Annotated in this window: 18 protein-coding genes; 10 read left to right on the forward strand and 8 right to left on the reverse strand. The window is 64.0% G+C overall.

What is annotated here, in order from left to right; all coding sequences use genetic code 11:
* The 4 genes from BLX41_RS30565 to zapE all read right to left on the reverse strand — a co-directional run.
* On the reverse strand, positions 1-1,230 hold a 1,230-nt coding region (locus BLX41_RS30565; RefSeq protein WP_123727887.1), incomplete at its 3' end, for a leucine-rich repeat-containing protein kinase family protein.
* 99 nt (positions 1,231-1,329) lie between these two features.
* The gene (locus BLX41_RS30570; protein WP_123727888.1) at positions 1,330-1,704 is read right to left on the reverse strand and encodes a hypothetical protein; all 375 of its coding nucleotides are present in this window, start codon (positions 1,702-1,704) and stop codon (positions 1,330-1,332) included.
* Complete coding sequence (locus tag BLX41_RS30575) at positions 1,691-2,305, reverse strand: hypothetical protein (RefSeq protein ID WP_123727889.1); 615 nt, start codon at positions 2,303-2,305, stop codon at positions 1,691-1,693. The genes BLX41_RS30570 and BLX41_RS30575 overlap by 14 nt, the downstream gene beginning before the upstream one ends.
* Positions 2,306-2,356: 51 nt before the next feature.
* A complete protein-coding gene (gene zapE / locus BLX41_RS30580) occupies positions 2,357-3,475 on the reverse strand; it encodes a cell division protein ZapE (protein ID WP_123727890.1) in 1,119 nt (372 codons plus the stop codon).
* 214 nt (positions 3,476-3,689) lie between these two features.
* Here zapE and BLX41_RS30585 point away from each other — a divergent pair, with 214 nt between their 5' ends.
* The 7 genes from BLX41_RS30585 (at position 3,690) to BLX41_RS30615 (ending at position 10,256) form a co-directional block, all read left to right on the forward strand.
* Entirely contained in the window at positions 3,690-4,214 is a 525-nt protein-coding gene (locus BLX41_RS30585; protein WP_123727891.1) for a Csu type fimbrial protein, read from the forward strand.
* Between the two features lie 106 nt (positions 4,215-4,320).
* Entirely contained in the window at positions 4,321-4,860 is a 540-nt protein-coding gene (locus BLX41_RS30590) for a Csu type fimbrial protein (protein ID WP_123727892.1), read from the forward strand.
* Positions 4,861-4,880: 20 nt separating this feature from the next.
* Entirely contained in the window at positions 4,881-5,417 is a 537-nt protein-coding gene (locus BLX41_RS30595) for a Csu type fimbrial protein (RefSeq protein WP_123727893.1), read from the forward strand.
* A 4-nt stretch (positions 5,418-5,421) separates the two neighbouring features.
* Positions 5,422-5,922: a Csu type fimbrial protein gene (locus BLX41_RS30600; protein WP_123727894.1), complete on the forward strand. Its 501-nt coding sequence runs from the start codon at positions 5,422-5,424 to the stop codon at positions 5,920-5,922.
* 46 nt (positions 5,923-5,968) lie between these two features.
* Positions 5,969-6,760: a fimbrial biogenesis chaperone gene (locus BLX41_RS30605; RefSeq protein ID WP_123727895.1), complete on the forward strand. Its 792-nt coding sequence runs from the start codon at positions 5,969-5,971 to the stop codon at positions 6,758-6,760.
* Positions 6,761-6,876: 116 nt separating this feature from the next.
* Complete coding sequence (locus tag BLX41_RS30610; protein WP_123727896.1) at positions 6,877-9,234, forward strand: fimbria/pilus outer membrane usher protein; 2,358 nt, start codon at positions 6,877-6,879, stop codon at positions 9,232-9,234.
* Between the two features lie 32 nt (positions 9,235-9,266).
* Positions 9,267-10,256: a Csu type fimbrial protein gene (locus BLX41_RS30615; RefSeq protein ID WP_123727897.1), complete on the forward strand. Its 990-nt coding sequence runs from the start codon at positions 9,267-9,269 to the stop codon at positions 10,254-10,256.
* A 4-nt stretch (positions 10,257-10,260) separates the two neighbouring features.
* Here BLX41_RS30615 and BLX41_RS30620 read toward each other — a convergent pair whose 3' ends face one another.
* Positions 10,261-10,986 (reverse strand): anti-sigma factor family protein, encoded by a 726-nt coding sequence (locus BLX41_RS30620; protein ID WP_123727898.1) that lies wholly within the window; start codon positions 10,984-10,986, stop codon positions 10,261-10,263.
* A complete protein-coding gene (locus tag BLX41_RS30625; RefSeq protein WP_102881813.1) occupies positions 10,983-11,489 on the reverse strand; it encodes a sigma-70 family RNA polymerase sigma factor in 507 nt (168 codons plus the stop codon). The genes BLX41_RS30620 and BLX41_RS30625 overlap by 4 nt, the downstream gene beginning before the upstream one ends.
* Positions 11,490-11,656: 167 nt before the next feature.
* Here BLX41_RS30625 and BLX41_RS30630 point away from each other — a divergent pair, with 167 nt between their 5' ends.
* Together BLX41_RS30630 and BLX41_RS30635 are read left to right on the forward strand one after the other, a co-directional pair.
* Positions 11,657-12,742, forward strand: a complete 1,086-nt coding sequence (locus BLX41_RS30630; RefSeq protein WP_123727899.1) for a catalase family peroxidase — start codon at positions 11,657-11,659, stop codon at positions 12,740-12,742.
* Entirely contained in the window at positions 12,739-13,278 is a 540-nt protein-coding gene (locus BLX41_RS30635) for a cytochrome b (protein WP_123727900.1), read from the forward strand. The genes BLX41_RS30630 and BLX41_RS30635 overlap by 4 nt, the downstream gene beginning before the upstream one ends.
* 29 nt (positions 13,279-13,307) lie before the next feature.
* Here the strand turns inward: BLX41_RS30635 and BLX41_RS30640 are convergent, their stop codons facing one another.
* Positions 13,308-14,528, reverse strand: coding sequence for an MFS transporter (locus BLX41_RS30640; RefSeq protein WP_123727901.1), 1,221 nt, complete (start codon positions 14,526-14,528; stop codon positions 13,308-13,310).
* A gap of 103 nt (positions 14,529-14,631) precedes the next feature.
* On the opposite strand from BLX41_RS30640, the gene BLX41_RS30645 reads away from it, so the two are divergent.
* Positions 14,632-15,078, forward strand: coding sequence for a winged helix-turn-helix transcriptional regulator (locus BLX41_RS30645; RefSeq protein WP_123727902.1), 447 nt, complete (start codon positions 14,632-14,634; stop codon positions 15,076-15,078).
* 46 nt (positions 15,079-15,124) lie between these two features.
* Here BLX41_RS30645 and BLX41_RS30650 read toward each other — a convergent pair whose 3' ends face one another.
* Positions 15,125-16,279 (reverse strand): M14 family metallopeptidase, encoded by a 1,155-nt coding sequence (locus BLX41_RS30650; RefSeq protein WP_123727903.1) that lies wholly within the window; start codon positions 16,277-16,279, stop codon positions 15,125-15,127.
* Positions 16,280-16,474 lie beyond the last annotated feature (195 nt).

Below are 16,474 nucleotides of genomic sequence, written 5' to 3' on the forward strand. Positions count from 1 at the left end.
CGCCAGTTTCTGCCGCTGTTCCAGGCTCAGCGAGCCATCCCCACGTTCCAGCAATTCCTCCAGCAAGACACCGAAGGCCCGCACTTCCAGGCGTTGCAGCGCCCGACTCTGTACGGTTTCGTCCTGGGCATGGAAGGAAGCCGCGCCAAAATCCCCCAGCAGGCAGTCGCCTTGTTCATTCCACAGGGTGTTGTGGCCGTAGAGGTCGCCGTGGGTAATGCCCTGGGCATGCAGGTGGGCGCCCACCGAAGCGATGCCGCGGGCGATCCGCAGCGTCACGTTGGCGCTGTAGTGCGCATTGTCCGGGTAGATATCCCGGGAGCAGGAGTCCAGGCTCGGCAGCGCCGCAAGGTTGCGGTAGCTGGGGTCGATCAGTTGCATCACCAGTCCGTTCTGGCCCTGGGGGTGATCGACAATGCGGCCCTCGACCCGGATCAGGTTCGGGTGCAGCCCGGCACTGATACAGGCGTTCATTTCATGCAGCGGCGAGCCGTCGCTGGTCATCTCGCCCTTGTACAGCTTGACCGCCACCGCGCGGGCGGGTTCTCCCGTCGGCTGCCACCACGCCTGGTGAATCACCCCGGAGGCGCCTTCGCCCAGGCGTTGCTCCTGGTGCAGTTCGTGCCAGGGGATGGTACGGGTGGACTCCAGGGCCTGGGCGTCGGCCTCGGATTCCAGCGGATTGCCGGCGTAGGCCAGCCAGGTCAGACGTGGCAGGGCCAGGAGAAACGGCGGCAGTTCGCGCAACTGGTTGGCCGCGATCCGCAGCAGCTCCAGGCGTTGGCACTGGCCCAGGCTCTGGGGCAGGGCGGTCAGGCGGTTGCCGGCCAGCATGAGCTTTTGCAACAGCGGGCGCTTGCCCAGCTCTTCGGGCAGTTCACTGATGCAGTTGTCGGTGAGGATCAGCCAGCGCAACTGCGGCGGCAGGGCGGCGGCCGGGACCCGTTCGATGCGGTTGGCCTTGAAGCCGATCATGCTCAGTTGCGCGCATTGGCCGAGGCAGGCCGGTACTTCACTGAACCGGTTGTCCGAGCAGAACAGGATGCGCAGGTGGGTGAGCCGGTGCAGGTCGTCGGGCAGGCTGCTCAGGGCATTGCCGCTGAGGTTGAGGATTTCCAGGGAGTCGGCCAGGTCGAAGATCTCCCGGGGGAACTCGGTCAGCCCGCAGGACAGGTCCAGGCGTTTGATTCCGGCCAATTGGCCGGCCCGCAGTTGGGCAAGAGTATCCATGAACAGCGTCAGTACTCGAAAGAAGGACAAGGGGCAGCAGGATAAAGGAGATCGGTCGGTTTTGCTGGCGGATAGGCCATTTGCCGACGGGGCCGAGGGTTACTGTGTTTCCAATAGCCTGAACGTCAGGCCCGCTGCCTCCTGTTTCTCCGAGTAGTCGGCCATCAGGGTGAGATCCGTCCTCTGGCCTGCAGACCATAGCTGGCAAGCCACTCGCCTCGATTGTGGATCGGCCTCTGTCGGGTAAACGTCCAGAGGAACCCGGCCGCTGCTGTCGGGTTTGAAGGCCAGGTGATAAGGCGGGACCGTCAGGTTCGTAACCTGCTCCCCCGAATACTCCAGCTCCTCGATGATTTCTTCATAAATGGCCGGGCTCACTGCAAATGCCGATAACGCGGGTCGCTCGCCGTTTTGAATAGCTTTGAGCAGAGCGGCGATGAGTCGATAGATTTCGTCGCGATCAAATGATTGCATCGTTCATTTCTCTAGCCAGCCTGCGGAACGCGGCAGGTTGCTTGGCATTTCTGGCGTCGCACAACATCAACTGCAGACTGTGGTGCCTGAAGGTCTTTTTGACCGAGTCGGTTGCGATTCCAGCCAGCGGGGTGGCCGGGTTGAAGTCGCTCTCCAGGGTAGAAACCATGTAGGCGCCTTTTCTACTCCATTGGTTGAAGCGCATGACGCATCGGTCGTCGAGTATCACGGCGCCTTCTTGCTTATCGTCCGAAAAGTAGAAGGCCAGGTTCGAGGAGAGACTGTCGTCTTGCTGGGCAAGGCGCTTTTGGTATCTGAGCAGGGAGGTAAGGCGCGCGCCGAGGGCTAGTCCAAAGCCACTGCCCATCGGCTGCTGGTTGAAGTGGTAACACTTGAACATCACCTCCAGCGTTCGCCGCCGGTAGCCCGTCGAGTAGCTTTTTTCATAAAAGTGCAGGTCGCAGGGTTCGCCAATCCGTTCATACCCCGCTGCCGCGAGCGCCTCTGGCGAGAAGCTCTGCAGGCCAAACAGGTGTGGGTTCGTGAGCGTTGAGTTTTTCAGGTACAGGTGAAAGAGCTCGAAAAAGGTGACTGGCAACATATCTATAACGACCGATCCTTGGATTGTTGGGAGCGCAGATGCCGCGGCGGTTCAGCCCAGTGGCTGCCGGGGACCGATTTCCTGCAATTGCCCGAGGCGGCTGCGGGTGCGTGCCAGGTCGATGGCGTGGCCGCCGAGGCACTCGTGCAGCGGGCGCTGGCCGATCAGCAGCAGGCGTTTGTCCTGATCGTAGAGCACGTCAATCAGGTTGATGAAACGCTGCTGGGCGGCAATCGAACACGCTCCCAGCTCCGGCAGTTCGTCGATGATCCAGGTGTCGAAGCGGCGGCTCAGTTCCAGGTAGTCCATGACGGCCGTGGGCTGTTCGCACACATCGTTGAATTCGAAATGGATGCTGCGCTCCCGGATCTGCCGCACGGTCAACTGTCGGGCGCCCACTGTCAGTTGTGCCGCCGCGGCATGACGCTCGGGCAGTTCCAGGGCCTGGCGCTGGGCCTGGGTACCGGGCCACACATAGTGACCCTGGGTGAAGAGCTGCTGATCGTGGGTGCGGGCCTGGCTCCGGTAGTCGTGGGGGCCTCCCACCTCCATCACCTGCATGCGCCCGTTGATCAGTTCGATCACCGGCTTGAAGCGGGCGTGGTAAAGGGGGTTGGGCAGCAGGCCCTCGGGGGCGTAGTTGGAGGTCAGTAACAGCGTGATGCCGCGGTTGAACAGGGCCTTGAACAGCCGGGTGATCAGCATCGCATCGCCAATGTCATGGACATGGAACTCATCGAAGCACAGCACCCGGCACTGGCTGAGCAGTTCATCCAGGGTGGTTTCCAGGGCGTCGGCCTGTTGCTGATGGCGGAACATGCCCTGGTGCAACTGGGCGAAGAAGTCGTGGAAGTGCAGGCGCTGTTTTTCAGCAATGGGCAAGGCGCGGAAGAAACCGTCCAGCAACCAGCTCTTGCCCCGGCCGACGGCGCCGTGCAGGTACAGGCTCTGGGCCTTGCCAGGGGGTTGCGTCAGGTCGTCGGCCTGCCGGGCCATGCAGTCGATGACCCGCAATTGGCTGTGGCTGAGGGTGTATCCCAGCTCCAAGGCCTTGTGGCGAAAGTAGTCATGGATCACGCCACCGGCGCCGTTCGGTCGACGCAAGGCTCGGGCGAACAGGCGTCGCCAGGGTGATCGAGTCTGTGCAGGTGTTGGCGGTAAAGCGGCCAATGGTGGTTACCCCGATGATTCCAGGCCGCCTACCTTAAAAGCGGCGCGACAATTTAACCAATAGAAAACCCAACGGCCAGTGATCTCGAAAAGGCATGGCGGCGATAGACGGTCATTCACAGCGGGCAGGCCGATTAATACGCTAACTGGCGGTTTCGCCCGCGGTTGCTAACCTGATTTCAGCGAATGCTCCTCATAAGGATTGAGGCCTTGAATGGATATTAAGGGTTTGGCAGTCATGAGCGCGTTGCTCAGTGCGACGGCAGGGGCCGCGGATTTGCAGGTGCAGGTCCGGGTCGATGTGCTGCGTGGCTGCCAGTTGGTGGGTCAGCAGCGGGAGGCGGGTATCGAGCAACTCGGTACTTTGGACTTCGGCAGTACCGCGCGCTTGAATGATCCGGCAGGGCCTTTGGCTGCGGCACTGGTCAGTGGTCGTCAGCCACGCCTGGAGTGCAATCCCGATACCCCTTATCAGATGCGCATCGACGGCGGCCTGCACGGCGGTGTCGGCGAGGTGCGTTACCTGGCCAGCAACAGCGCGTCGAGCAAACCCATTCCCTATCGCCTCTACCAGGACCCGGCCCGGCGCATTGCGCTGCCGGTGAATGTCCCGGTCAGTGGACGGGTGCCGGACTCCGGCACTGTGGATCTGCCCCTGTACGGGCGCATTGAACCTTTGGCCGAGATTCCCCGGGTCGGGGGGTATTCCGATGTATTGAAGGTGACCCTGACCTGGTGAGGTCGGGGCCATGACAGCTGCCACGGGGGACCCGGGCAGAGCAGGGAGACAGCCGTTCATGGTGAACGGCTCACGTGGGAGTCCTGATGGAACCGGGATGGGTGCAATGAAAGGCAGGACCTGGACGATCGTCGCCCTGGGTTCGCTGTGTCTGCTGGCTGATGATGCCCAGGCGGCGATCAGCGGGCAGATCCAGGCGCGCCTGGTGATCACTGCCAGCTGCCAGGTGAGCAGTGGCGGCAGTGCGCCCTCCACGAGCCCGATCAGTGACCTGGGCATGCTCGACTTCGGGCAGCAGGCCCCGACCTGGGCCAACCCGATCAAGGCCAGCCTCACCGACAGCGCCGAAGGCCAGTTGCAGGTGGCCTGCAACTCCTCGGTCACCGGCTTCACCGTGACCATCAATGGCGGCCTCAACGGTGACGGCACGACCCGGCGCTTGAGCAACGGCCGCCAGACCATTCCCTATCGATTGTTTGTCGATGCATCGGGTAGCGACAGCTACAGCATTGGCCAGCAGCGCAATTTCGCAGTGAGCGGCGGCGGGCGGATTCCGATTCCGGTGTTCGGCTCGGTGGTCGCGAATACCCGCGCGGTTCCGGCAGGGGTCTACACCGACACCCTGACCATCACGCTGGATTGGTAAACCATGAGAGGACGCACATCATGCACGTGCTTGTATCCAGAATCGGCTGGCCTTTGTTGGGGCTGGTCATGGCTTCAACGGCCAATGCCGCCACCACCGTCACCGGGCAGATCAGCTCGACCCTGATCCTCACCAGCAGTTGCCAGGTCAATGGCGTTGGCGGCAGCACCGGCCTGAACTTCGGTGCCCTGAACTTCGGCACCACCAACAGCCTGTTCACCACCGCCACTGGCCAGGTGCTGGGGGGCGGTGGCGGGGCTCTGTCGATTCTCTGCTCCACCGGCACCACGCCGACCCTGACCATTCAGGGCGGCGCCAATGACGGCATGTCCACCGGTGGTACCCGGGCCCTGTTCGACGGGGTGGCCAATTATGTGCCCTATGACCTGTACACCGACTCCGGGCATTCGCAGATCGTGGCGATCAACGGGGTGATCAACCTGGCGCCGAGCACCGGGGTCGCGCAGACCGTGAACCTCTATGGTCAGGCCGTGGGCAAGGCCGGGCTGCCGGCCGGCACCTACACCGATACGGTGTCCGTGCAGTTGACCTTCTGATGCCATGGCCAGCCAAGGTCTTGCGTTGTTTGCCCTGATCTGCGCCAGTGCCTGGCCGGCGTGGACCTCGGCGGCTACCAGCCAGAACTTCCAGGTCAGTGCCACCATCACCGCCGGGTGCCTGGTGGTGGGCGGTGTCAGCAACTACGGCAGTCTGTCCTTTGGCAGCCAGTCGGCGCTGTCCACCAGCACCGTGCGAGTGGCGTTGACCGGGGGCGTGCAATTGCAGTGCACACCGGGAGTGGCCCTGAACATGACCGTGGACGGCGGCCAGTACAACAGCAGCGGGCGGCACATGCAGCTCAATAGCGGCAGTGCCCGGGTGGCCTACCAGTTGTATCGCGATGCGGGTTACAGCCAGAGCCTGGGCATCGGCCAGAGCGTGGCCGTGGCTTACAGCGATGCCAATAACATCAGCCTGCCGATCTACGGGCAGGTGCAGTTGCCGGGCAATCAGCCTGGGGGGACGTACAGTGATGTGCTGCAGGTGCAGCTGTCGTGGTGATGGGGCGAGTCGACAACCAGTCGGCAGGCGGACAAGGAGTAGCAGTATGCATTTACCTTTGCGGGGCCTCTGGGCCACCGGTTACCTGATACTGGCCGGATTGTTGTCCGGCGTGCCCAGGGTCCAGGCCGCCAGTTCGGTGCTGATCTGGCCGATCGATCCGGTTCTGGAGGCGGATCAGCAAGCCAGTGCACTGTGGCTGGAAAACCGCGGTACTGAAACCGCCAACCTGCAGATCCGGGTGTTTGCCTGGAGCCAGAGCGGTTTTGCCGACCAGTACCAGAACCAGCGTGATGTCATCGGCAGCCCGCCGGTGGCGAAGATCGAGCCCGGGCAGAAGCAACTGGTGCGTCTGACCCGAACCCGTGAGGTGCCGCCGGGGCAGGAGCTGGCGTACCGGATCATCATCGACGAGATTCCTTCGGCCAAGCCCATCACCCCGGAAGAGGGGGCCAAGAGCGCGGCGGCGATCCGCTTCCAGATGCGTTACTCGGTGCCGTTGTTCGCCTATGGCGCCGGGCTCTGGAGCAAGGAAGACACTTCCCGCCCTCGCGATCCCAAGGGCGCCGGGGTGCCGGACCTTAGCTGGCGCAAGGTGGCGGTGGACGGCAAGACGTTTTTCGAGCTGCGTAACCAGGGGGCGGTGCACGCGCGCCTGACCGATGTGGCGTTCAAGCAGGGCGGGCAGACCCGGCCGCTGGCGCCGGGCTTGCTCGGTTACGTGCTGCCCGGGGCGGTCATGCGCTGGCCGGTGACGGACCCCCTGACGATGGATTCGACCCTGCAACTGCGGGTCAACGGTGCGCCGCAAGTACAGAGCCTGGCGCCTTCGCACTGAGCCACAAGAGCAATACGGCCGCCTGCCGGGCGGCCGGGAAGAGGTATGGACGGATGTGAGCGCGGTGGCGCATCCGCCTTGGGATGGAGATGTCCATAGATGGACTTGAACCCGCAATGAGCCAGGATCGGGCTCGTGGTTTTTGCCGGTTGTACGGGGTGGTGGCCAGCCTCTGCGGCCTGATGCTGGCCACAGAGGCGCTGGCGGGGGAACTGCCGCCGCCGCCCAGCAGCCTGGAGTCGATGGCCGATGCACAGCTGTTTCTGGAGTTGGTGATCAATCAGATGAACACAGGGAAGGTGGTGGCGGTGGAGCAGCGTTCCGGCCGGTTGTTCCTGCCGGTGCAGACCCTGCGCGAAACCGGGATCAAGCTGCCCGAGGGGCTGGGCAACGAGGTCGACCTGGACAGCCTGCCGGGCCTGCACAGCGATTACGACAGCCAGGGCCAGCGGCTGCTGCTGGACGTGCCGCCGGACTGGCTGCCGGAGCAATTCATCGGCAGCCGCCAGGCCTATCCGCGCACCCCGGCCCTGAGCAGCTTTGGCGGGTTGCTCAACTACGATCTGTACCTCAACGACACCGACGACGGCGGCACCTACCTGGCGGCCTGGAACGAGGTGCGGCTGTTCGATAGCTGGGGCACGTTGTCCAACACCGGGCAGTACCGCCGGACCCTGTCCGGGGTGCAAAGCAGTTCTCTGAACAACGGCTACCGGCGCTACGACACCACCTGGCGCTTTTCCGACGATGAGCGCCTGCTGACCTACGAAGCCGGCGACCTGATCAGTGGCGCCTTGCCATGGAGCAACTCGGTACGCCTGGGCGGGGTGCAATTGTCCCGGGATTTCTCGGTACGTCCGGACCTGGTGACCTATCCCTTGCCGCAGTTCGCCGGGGAGGCGGCGGTGCCGTCCTCGGTGGACCTGTTCATCAACGGCTACAAATCCAGCAGCGCCGAGCTGCAGCCCGGTCCCTACACCCTGACCAACATTCCCTTCATCAACGGCGCCGGCGAAGCCGTGGTGGTCACCACCGATGCCCTTGGCCGGCAGGTGTCCACCACGGTGCCGTTCTACGTCACCAGCACCTTGCTGCAAAAGGGCCTGACGGACTTCTCGGTGGCCGCGGGCACCTTGCGCCGGGACTACACCCTGCGCGACTTCGGCTATGGCCCGGGGGTGACTTCCGGCAGCCTGCGCTACGGCCTGAGTGACAGCCTGACCCTGGAAGGCCACGCCGAGGCCTCGGACTCCCTGACCCTGGGCGGGGTCGGCGGCAACCTGCGGCTGGGGCAGTTCGGGGTGATCAATACCGCCGTGAGCCAGAGCCGTTTCGACGGCGACGGCGGCCAGCAGCTGAGTTTCGGCTACCAGTACAGCAGCCAGCGCTACAGCGTTGCCTACCAGCGGGTGCAGCGGCGCGACCAGTACGCCGACCTGACGGTGGTCGACAGCCCTTACACCAGCCTTAGCCAGCGCAGCGAGCAACTGACCCTGAGCCTCAACCTGGAGCGTTTCGGCAGCCTGGGCGCTGGCTATTTCGATGTGCGGGCCGCCGACTCGACCCGCACCCGGCTGCTGAACCTGACCTGGAGCAAGCCGCTGTGGCACAGCAGCAGCTTCTACCTGTCGGCCAACCGCGAGATCGGCGACAGCCAGTGGGCCATGCAGGCGCAACTGGTGATCCCCTTCGATCTGTACGGCAGCCTGAGCCTGAGCAACGAGCGCAGCAAGACCGGGGAAAATCGCCAGCGGGTCAACTTCAGCCGCTCGGTGCCGATCGAGGGCGGGGTTGGCTACAACCTCGGTTACGCCACCGGCAACGGCGCCGATTATCACCAGGCCGACGCTACCTGGCGCCTGCAGTCGGTGCGCCTGCAGGCCGGGGTCTATGGCACCCGCGACGCCGAGACCCGCTGGGCCGATGCCAGCGGCTCGCTGGTGTGGATGGACCGTCAGGTGTTCGCCGCCAACCGGATCGACGACTCCTTCGTGGTGGTCAGCACTGATGGCTACAAGGACATCCCGGTGCGCTATGAAAACCAGCTGGTGGGCCAGACCGACAAGAACGGGCATCTCCTGGTGCCTTGGAGCAGCGCCTATTACCGCGGCAAATACGAGATCGACCCGCTGAACCTGCCGGCCAACGTGCGGAGCCCGAATGTCGAGCAACGGGTGGCGGTACGGCGCGGCAGCGGCTACCTGCTGGAGTTTCCGCTGACCCGGATCGTCGCCGCCAGCGTGGTGCTGGTGGACGCCCAGCAACACGAACTGCCCCTGGGCAGCAACGTGGTCCATCAGCAGAGCGGGGTGCGGACGGTGGTCGGCTGGGATGGCCTGGTCTATCTGGAAAACCTCTCGGCGCACAACACCCTGCAAGTGGAACTGGCCGATGGCAAGGCCTGCCGGGTGCAGTTCGACATCGATATGCAACAGCAGCAGGTGCCGTTGATCGGCCCGCTGGTCTGTCAGTAACGGCGGTATCAGCCGATAAAGGAGCGCAAGGCGTGGATGGGTGCAAGGGATGGCGACAGGCAATATTGGGGCTGCTGGCGAGCGTGCTGGCGTTTTCGGCTCAGGCACTGTGCACGACGGTCCCGACCTCGCCGGCGGGCTTTGGCAGTGTCAGTTCGATCCTGGTGCGCACCACCTCGCAGCCGGCCTCCACCACCAATGCCGGGCTGAGCTGCACCGGCTCGCTGCTGAGCATTCTGGCCAGCAACGATCACTTCTACGCCACCATCACCTCCACCACCAGCGGCATGGTGGGGCCCACCGGCGACGTCATCAGCTACACCCTGTACGCCAACAACAGCACCAGCTACCCCATTAACCGAGGGGTGCAGTTCGACTTCGCCCGCAACTCCATCATCGACCTGCTGGGCCTGCTGGGCAGCCCGACCGTGGCCAAGACGGTGCCGATCTACCTGGGTACCCTCACCGGCAGCAACGTGGCAGCGGGGGTCTACACCGAGAACCTGAGCATCCTCTGGAGCTGGAACTACTGCGCCGGGATCGGCGCCCTGGGGATTTGCCTGGGCCGGGACATCGGCAGCGGCACCCAGAGCCTGACCGTGAACATGACGGTGTCCAACGACTGCGTGATCACTGCGCCGAACATCAGCTTCGGCAGCGCCCCGGTGATCAGTGCCTTCGCCACAGTGACCGGGCAGACCATCAACCTGGCGTGCACCAAGGGCAGCGCCTACACGGTGGGCCTGAGCGATGGCCAGCATCCGGTGAGCACGGGGGGGCGGCGGCAGATGATTTTCGGCAGCAACTACCTGGCCTACGACATCTTCAAGAGTGCCGGCAACACCCGCTGGGGCAGTGTCGGCAGTGCCCGGCGATCCAGCACCGATGCCGAAGTGAACCCGGGCAATGGCCTGGGTACCGGCAGCCAGATCTTCAATTACAACGCCAGGATCTACACCGACCAGAACACTCCGCCAGCGGGCACCTACATCGACAACGTGGTGCTGGACGTGGGGTTCTGAAGGCCTACAGGGGAATTTCCGCCGGGCCGACCATGGCGTAGTTGTAGCCCCCGCCCGACCAGTACTGTGCCTGCAACGGGCCGTCACGGCGGCTGCCACGGGGCAGCAGGGTGTTCTGCGGTCCTGGCGGGCGGATGTAGAAGCTGACTTTGCGTCCCTCGCGATCCTGGTACAGGACCATTGCCGCCGGCCCTTGCTCGGTACTGAGCAGGCGCCCGCTGACGACTTTGAAGCCAGCGTCGTGCAGGTCCGGCAGTGGGCTGGCCCGGGTGAAGTAGCGATCCAGCCAGGCTTGCATGGCGTCGTTGTCCTGGACCTTGAAGTCCGCGGGCAGGATGCCTTGCTCGGCGAACAGGCGATACGCCTGGAGGGCATCGGTCATCGGCAGCACGGTGTTGCCGGCCAGGGTCAGCTCCCGGGCCTGCCAGCCGCTCAGACCGCCGACACCGACCGCCACGAGCAGTGCCGCGGCACTGGCCAGGCGCCGCAAACCTCGATGCTTGTGGCGTGCACGGATCAGCGCGGGCTCCAGCGCCGGGTTGGCTGCTTGCAGCAGGGCTCCGCCCAGGGCGACCCGCAGGTGCTGGGCATCCTGCTGCCAGGCCAGGACTTTGGTCGCCGTTTCCGGGTGGTTGGCCAGGTAACCATCCAGCAGCCGGCGGTCCTCCTCACTGAGCTGGTGATCGACATAGGCGTGCAGGTCGCTGTCGCTGGGGGGCAGGCTGATCATTTGAGTATCCGTAGAGAGGGGCTGCTGATTTCGCCGTCGCTGAGTTGGCGCAGCGCCTGGCGGGCCCTGGACAGGCGCGACATCACGGTGCCGACGGGGACCTGGAGGATCTCTGCCACTTCCTTGTAGCTCAAGCCCTCCACCGAGACCCAGAGCAGCAGGGCGCGTTGCTCGGCGTTCAGGCGTTCGAAGGCTGCCAGGGTCGACTGGGCGACTACGGTGCGCTCCACCGAAGGCTGGGCGTCGTCACGGCCGGTAAAGAATTCGAGCATGCGTGCGTAGCGCCGGGAGCGTCGGTGGGCATCGAGAAACTGCCGGTAGAGTATGGAAAACAGCCAGGCCCGCAGATCGCCTTCGGGGCGTTTATGGGCCCGACTCGACAAGGCGCGCTCCAGGCAGGACTGCACCAGATCGTCGGCGCTGCTGGGCTGGCGCGTCAGGGACAGGGCAAAGCGCCTGAGGCGGGGGAGCAGCAGGCGTAGCTGTTCGTCGAAATCGTTCATGAAGTCCTGCAGGTGCTGGGCCAGTCACTAGGCTTGGGACTAGGAAGACGCGCCGTGCTGCAGGTTATTCCAGTCGCGGAAAAATAAATATCGGCGTCTGGAATAACCGGTACCGGGTTGCGTCTGACAGGTCCTTGCCCCTGTGGCCCCGCGTACTGGAGATGTCCATGGTTGCCCCATCCTCGCCACCCGATCGTCCGCCCTTGAGTGCTGTCAGCCTGACCTTGCGCCTGGGAGCCATTGCCTGGGTGGTGGCCGCCGCTGCCGCGGCGCTGGCCTACGTGCACGGCAATTTCGACCCGCAACGCCTGACCCCCAAGGCCTTGGTGGATGTGCTGGAGACCAATAACGGCGTGCATCCGGGGTTTCGCCGCAACCACGCCAAGGGCGTGTGTGTCATCGGTTACTTCCAGAGCAGTGGCGAAGCCCGGACCTACTCCACGGCACAGGTGTTCAGCGAGGCGCAAACACCGGTGGTGGGGCGTTTTGCCCTGCCCAGCGGCAACCCCTATGCGCCGGACAGCAGCGTACCGATCCGCAGCCTGGCGTTGCGTTTCCTCCAGGCCAACGGCCAGCAGTGGCGCACCGGAATGAACAGCATGCCGGTGTTTCCGGTGGGCACTCCCGAGGCGTTCTATCAACTGCAGCAGGCCAGCTCCCCTGATCCGGCCACGGGCAAGCCGGACCCGACCAGGGTGCCGGCGTTCTTTGCCGCCCACCCCGAGGCCGGGCCCTTCCTGCAATGGGTCAAGAGCGCCAAGCCTTCAGCCAGCTACGCCAGTGAAAGCTACAACGGGATCAATGCCTTCTACCTGGTGGATGGCGGCGGCAAGCGCCAGGCGGTGCGCTGGGGCGTGGTCCCCGAGACCGGTGAGGCGCCAGCTCCGGGCAGTGCTCCGCAAGGCGCGGACTACCTGGAACAGGACCTGACGCAGCGCCTGGCTCAAGGGCCGTTGCGCTGGCGTTTGCAGATCACCCTGGCGGCGCCCGATGACCCCACCAATGACGCCAGCAAGGCCTGGCCCGCAGAGCGTCCGGTGATCAATGCCGGGACCCTGGTGCTGCAAGGCACCCAGGCGCAGAACAGTGGCCAGTGCCGGGACATCAATTACGATCCGCTGATTCTGCCCAATGGTATCCAGGCCTCCGATGATCCCCTGCTGGCGGCACGTTCTGCCGCCTACGCCAGTTCCTACCTGCGTCGCACCAGTGAAGTCAGCCAATTGCCCTCCGCCCAGGAACCGCGTCCATGAACAGCCAACCTCAACACTTCGCCCCACTGGTGCGTCTGCTGCACTGGCTGATGGCGCTGATGATCATTGCCATGCTGTTTATCGGTGCCGGCATGGTCACCTCGGTGTCCGCCCGTCATGAGTGGCTGATCCACCTGCACAAGCCGTTGGGCATCGCCATTCTGCTGTTGGCGGCGGTGCGCCTGTTTGTGCGTTTTTCCACTCGACAACCGCCGCTGCCGGCAGACTTGCCGGGCTGGCAGGTGTTGGCGGCCAAAGCCTCCCATGTGCTGCTGTACGCCCTGATGCTGGGCTTGCCGGTACTGGGCTGGGCCATGATTTCGGCGGCCGGGGACCCGGTGATGCTGAGTGGTTCGTTGCAGTTGCCGGCGATCCTGCCGGCCAATGCCCAGGTGTTCGCTCTCTTGCGCAAGGCCCATGGCTACCTGGCTTATCTGCTGTTCCTGACGGTGTTGCTGCATCTGGCGGCGGCACTGTTCCATGGCTGGGTCCGCCGAGACGGGGTATTGCAGAGCATGCTGCGGGGGCGTGGTTGAGTCCCCCTTGAGCAAGCCTGCTGTGTCGCTCAAATGGCACAGCGAGCCTCGGCCCGGGCTTTCCCGGGGTTCAGGCTCCACAGCCAATAGACCAGTGCCAGGCTGTTGATAGCGGCTCCCAGCAGGCAGACCCCGATCCAGCCGGCCCAGGCGTAGGTGGCGGTGGCGGCAATCGAGCCGCCGGCGCTGCCCAGGGAGTAGAACAGCATGTAACCGGCGGCCAAGCGGCTCTGGGCTTGCGGGCGCACGCTGTAGATCAGGCTCTGGCTGGTGACGTGGACGGCCTGCAAGCCCAGGTCGAAGGTGATCACCCCCAGTAACAGGGCCCACAGGGACGATTGGGTAAAGGCGATAGGCAGCCAGGACAGCAACATCAACGCCAGGGCCAGGCCGCTGGTCCACTGCGCCAGGCCGCGATCCGCCCAGTGCCCGGCCCGTGCTGCGCCCAGGGCGCCCGCGGCCCCGGCCAGGCCAAACAGGCCGATTTCGGTGTGAGACAGCGACAGCGGCGGGGCGCTCAGAGGCAGCACCAACGGGGTCCACAAGACGGTGCCTGCGGCGAAGATCAACATCGCCAGCACTGCACGGTCGCGCAGCACTTTTTCTTCCCTGAACAGCTGCAGCAGCGAGCCGAGCAATTGCCCGTAGCGTTGCACTGCGGGTGGCTGTTCAACCCTCGGCAGCACTTTCCACAGGGTCAGGGCCACCAGCAGGGTCAAGCCGGCCGACAACAGATAGACCGAGCGCCAGCCTGCCAGATCGGCCATGGTCCCGGCCACGGTGCGGGCCAGAAGAATGCCCACCACGATGCCGCTGGTCACCATGCCTACCACCCGTCCACGTTGGGCCGTCGGTGCCAGATTCGCGGCATAGGCCACCAGAGTTTGGGTCACCACCGCCAGCAGGCCGGTGCTGGCCATGCCCAGCAGTAGCCAGGCGCTGCTGGGGGCCAGGGCCACCATTAGCAAGGCAAGTACTGACAGCAGGGTCTGGGTGACGATCAGTCGCCGGCGGTTGAGCAGGTCGCCCAAGGGCACCAGCAACAGCAGCCCCAGGCCGTAGCCCACTTGGGTCAGGGTGATGACGATGCCTACCGTAGCCGGCGGTAGGTCGAAGGTCTGGGCCATGGCGTCCAGCAGTGGCTGGGCGTAGTAGACGTTGCCCACCGCCATGCCGCAGGCGATGGCGAACAGCAGCACCACCCGTGGTGACAGAGTCGAGGCGGCAGGAGGGGAAGGATCGTGTGACATGTCGGGCTCCGTTTATGGTTTCGTTATGAAACCAGTTGTACGGTAAGGATCATGGTTTTATATTGCAACCACTTTCCTGCGGCCCGAACGGAGAACGCCCAGCATGGTTAAACGCACCAGTCTGCAAGATGCCGAGTGCCCGGTGGCCCGCTCACTGGACGCTATCGGTGATTGGTGGTCGTTGTTGATTGTGCGGGATGCCTTCGACGGCATCCGTCGCTTTGGCGAGTTCCAGCGCAACCTCGGCATGGCCAAGAACATTCTCGCCGCACGCTTGCGGACCCTGGTGGAGCACGGGGTATTCGAAGTGGTGCCGGCGTCTGATGGCAGTGCCTATCAGGAGTACGTGCTGACGCCAAAGGGCAAGGGGCTGTTTCCCCTGATCATCGGCTTGCGCCAATGGGGCGAGGCGTTTTTCTACGAAGAGGGTGAGGCGCATTCGCGCATGCTGGACCGGGAAACCGGGCAACCGCTGCCTGCGTTGGAACTGCGTACGGCGGACGGGCGTTTGTTGGGCCCGGAGGATTGCCTGCGGGTACCGGCTTCGTGAGCAGGGGGACGACTGCGGGACCCGCTCCCGCAGTCATTGCCAGGGCTTAGCGCAGGCTGTCCACCAGGTCGGCGAGGGTGCTCAGCACATCCTTGCCCAGTTGCATGGAGCGTTTTCCGGACCAGCCGGTCAGCGGGTTGGGGGCGTCGTCGTGGTCTTTGAAGGGCATCTCCAGGGTCAATGCCAGGCAGTCGTACTTTTCCCCGACGGCGTTGCAGGCCAGGGTCATGTTGGCCTCTCCGGGGTTGTCCCGGGCGTAGCCGTGGGTGGTCTGGAAGTCCCGGGTCTGGCGCTTCAGGTGGCTGCGGAAATGTTCCTCGAGTCCCGCCAGGCGTGGGGTGTAGCCGGGGTTGCCCTCGCAGCCGGCGGTGAATACATGGGGAATCTCCTCATCGCCGTGCACATCAAGAAACAGATCGACGCCGTACTTTTCCATCTGCTGCTGGACGAACAGCACTTCCGGGCTGAGTTCCTGGCTGGCGTTCTGCCAGGCGCGATTCAGGTCCTGGCCCTTGGCGTTGGTGCGCAGGTGACCGTGGAACGCGCCGTCCGGGTTCATGTTGGGCACCAGATACAGATCGGCCTTGGCCAGCAGCGAGTTGAGTTCCGGGTCATCCCGGTGCTGCAGGCGTTCGATCACGCCCTCCATGAACCATTCGGCCATGTGCTCGCCGGGATGCTGTTGGGCAATGATCCAGATCTTGCGTTGGCCTTGCTCGCCGCTGCCCTTGCGCAGTAGCTGGATATCCCGGCCTTCGACGCTTTTGCCCACCGCCAGCAGTTCGGTGCCGGCCTTGCTCAGAGCCTGGTCGATCAGCCAGTCGTGGCGCCCGCGGCTGTAGGGCTCGAAGTAGGCGAGCCAGGCGTGAGTCTGGGTGGCTTCCAGATTGAAGCGCAGGGCATCGCCTTCGAAGATCGTCGGTACGCGGAACCAGTTCACATGGTCATAGGAAGCGACGGCCTGGTAGCCGGTCCAGGCTTTGTTGTAGGAGGACTGGCTGGCGTTGGTCAGGCGGAACCAATGTTCCTGGCCGACATGCAGGCCGCTGACCTTGAAGTGAAACCACTGGAAATGCGGACTCTGGGTATCCGGGCGGATGGCCAGCAGTGCCTGCAGCGGATTGCTGATGTCCAGCACGTTGATATTGCCGCTGTCGAAGTCGGCAGTAATTTGAAACGAAGTGTTATTGCCCACGGTCATGGTCGGTCCCTGTATAGGATTGTTATGACCGCTACTCTACACACTGAGGGGGGTAATAGAAGGGGGGCGTCGTCCTTGACGCAGACGAAGCTTAGTGGCTATGCGATTGATTCTCAAGCGCTACTTTTTTCTTTCCTGGCCTTTTACCCCGGGTGTTCCCTTGCAAAAGGACATTCTTTTGCTATCATCGCCGCC

Source organism: Pseudomonas protegens, from assembly GCF_003732485.1.
Classification (GTDB): Bacteria; Pseudomonadota; Gammaproteobacteria; order Pseudomonadales; family Pseudomonadaceae; genus Aquipseudomonas; species Aquipseudomonas protegens_B.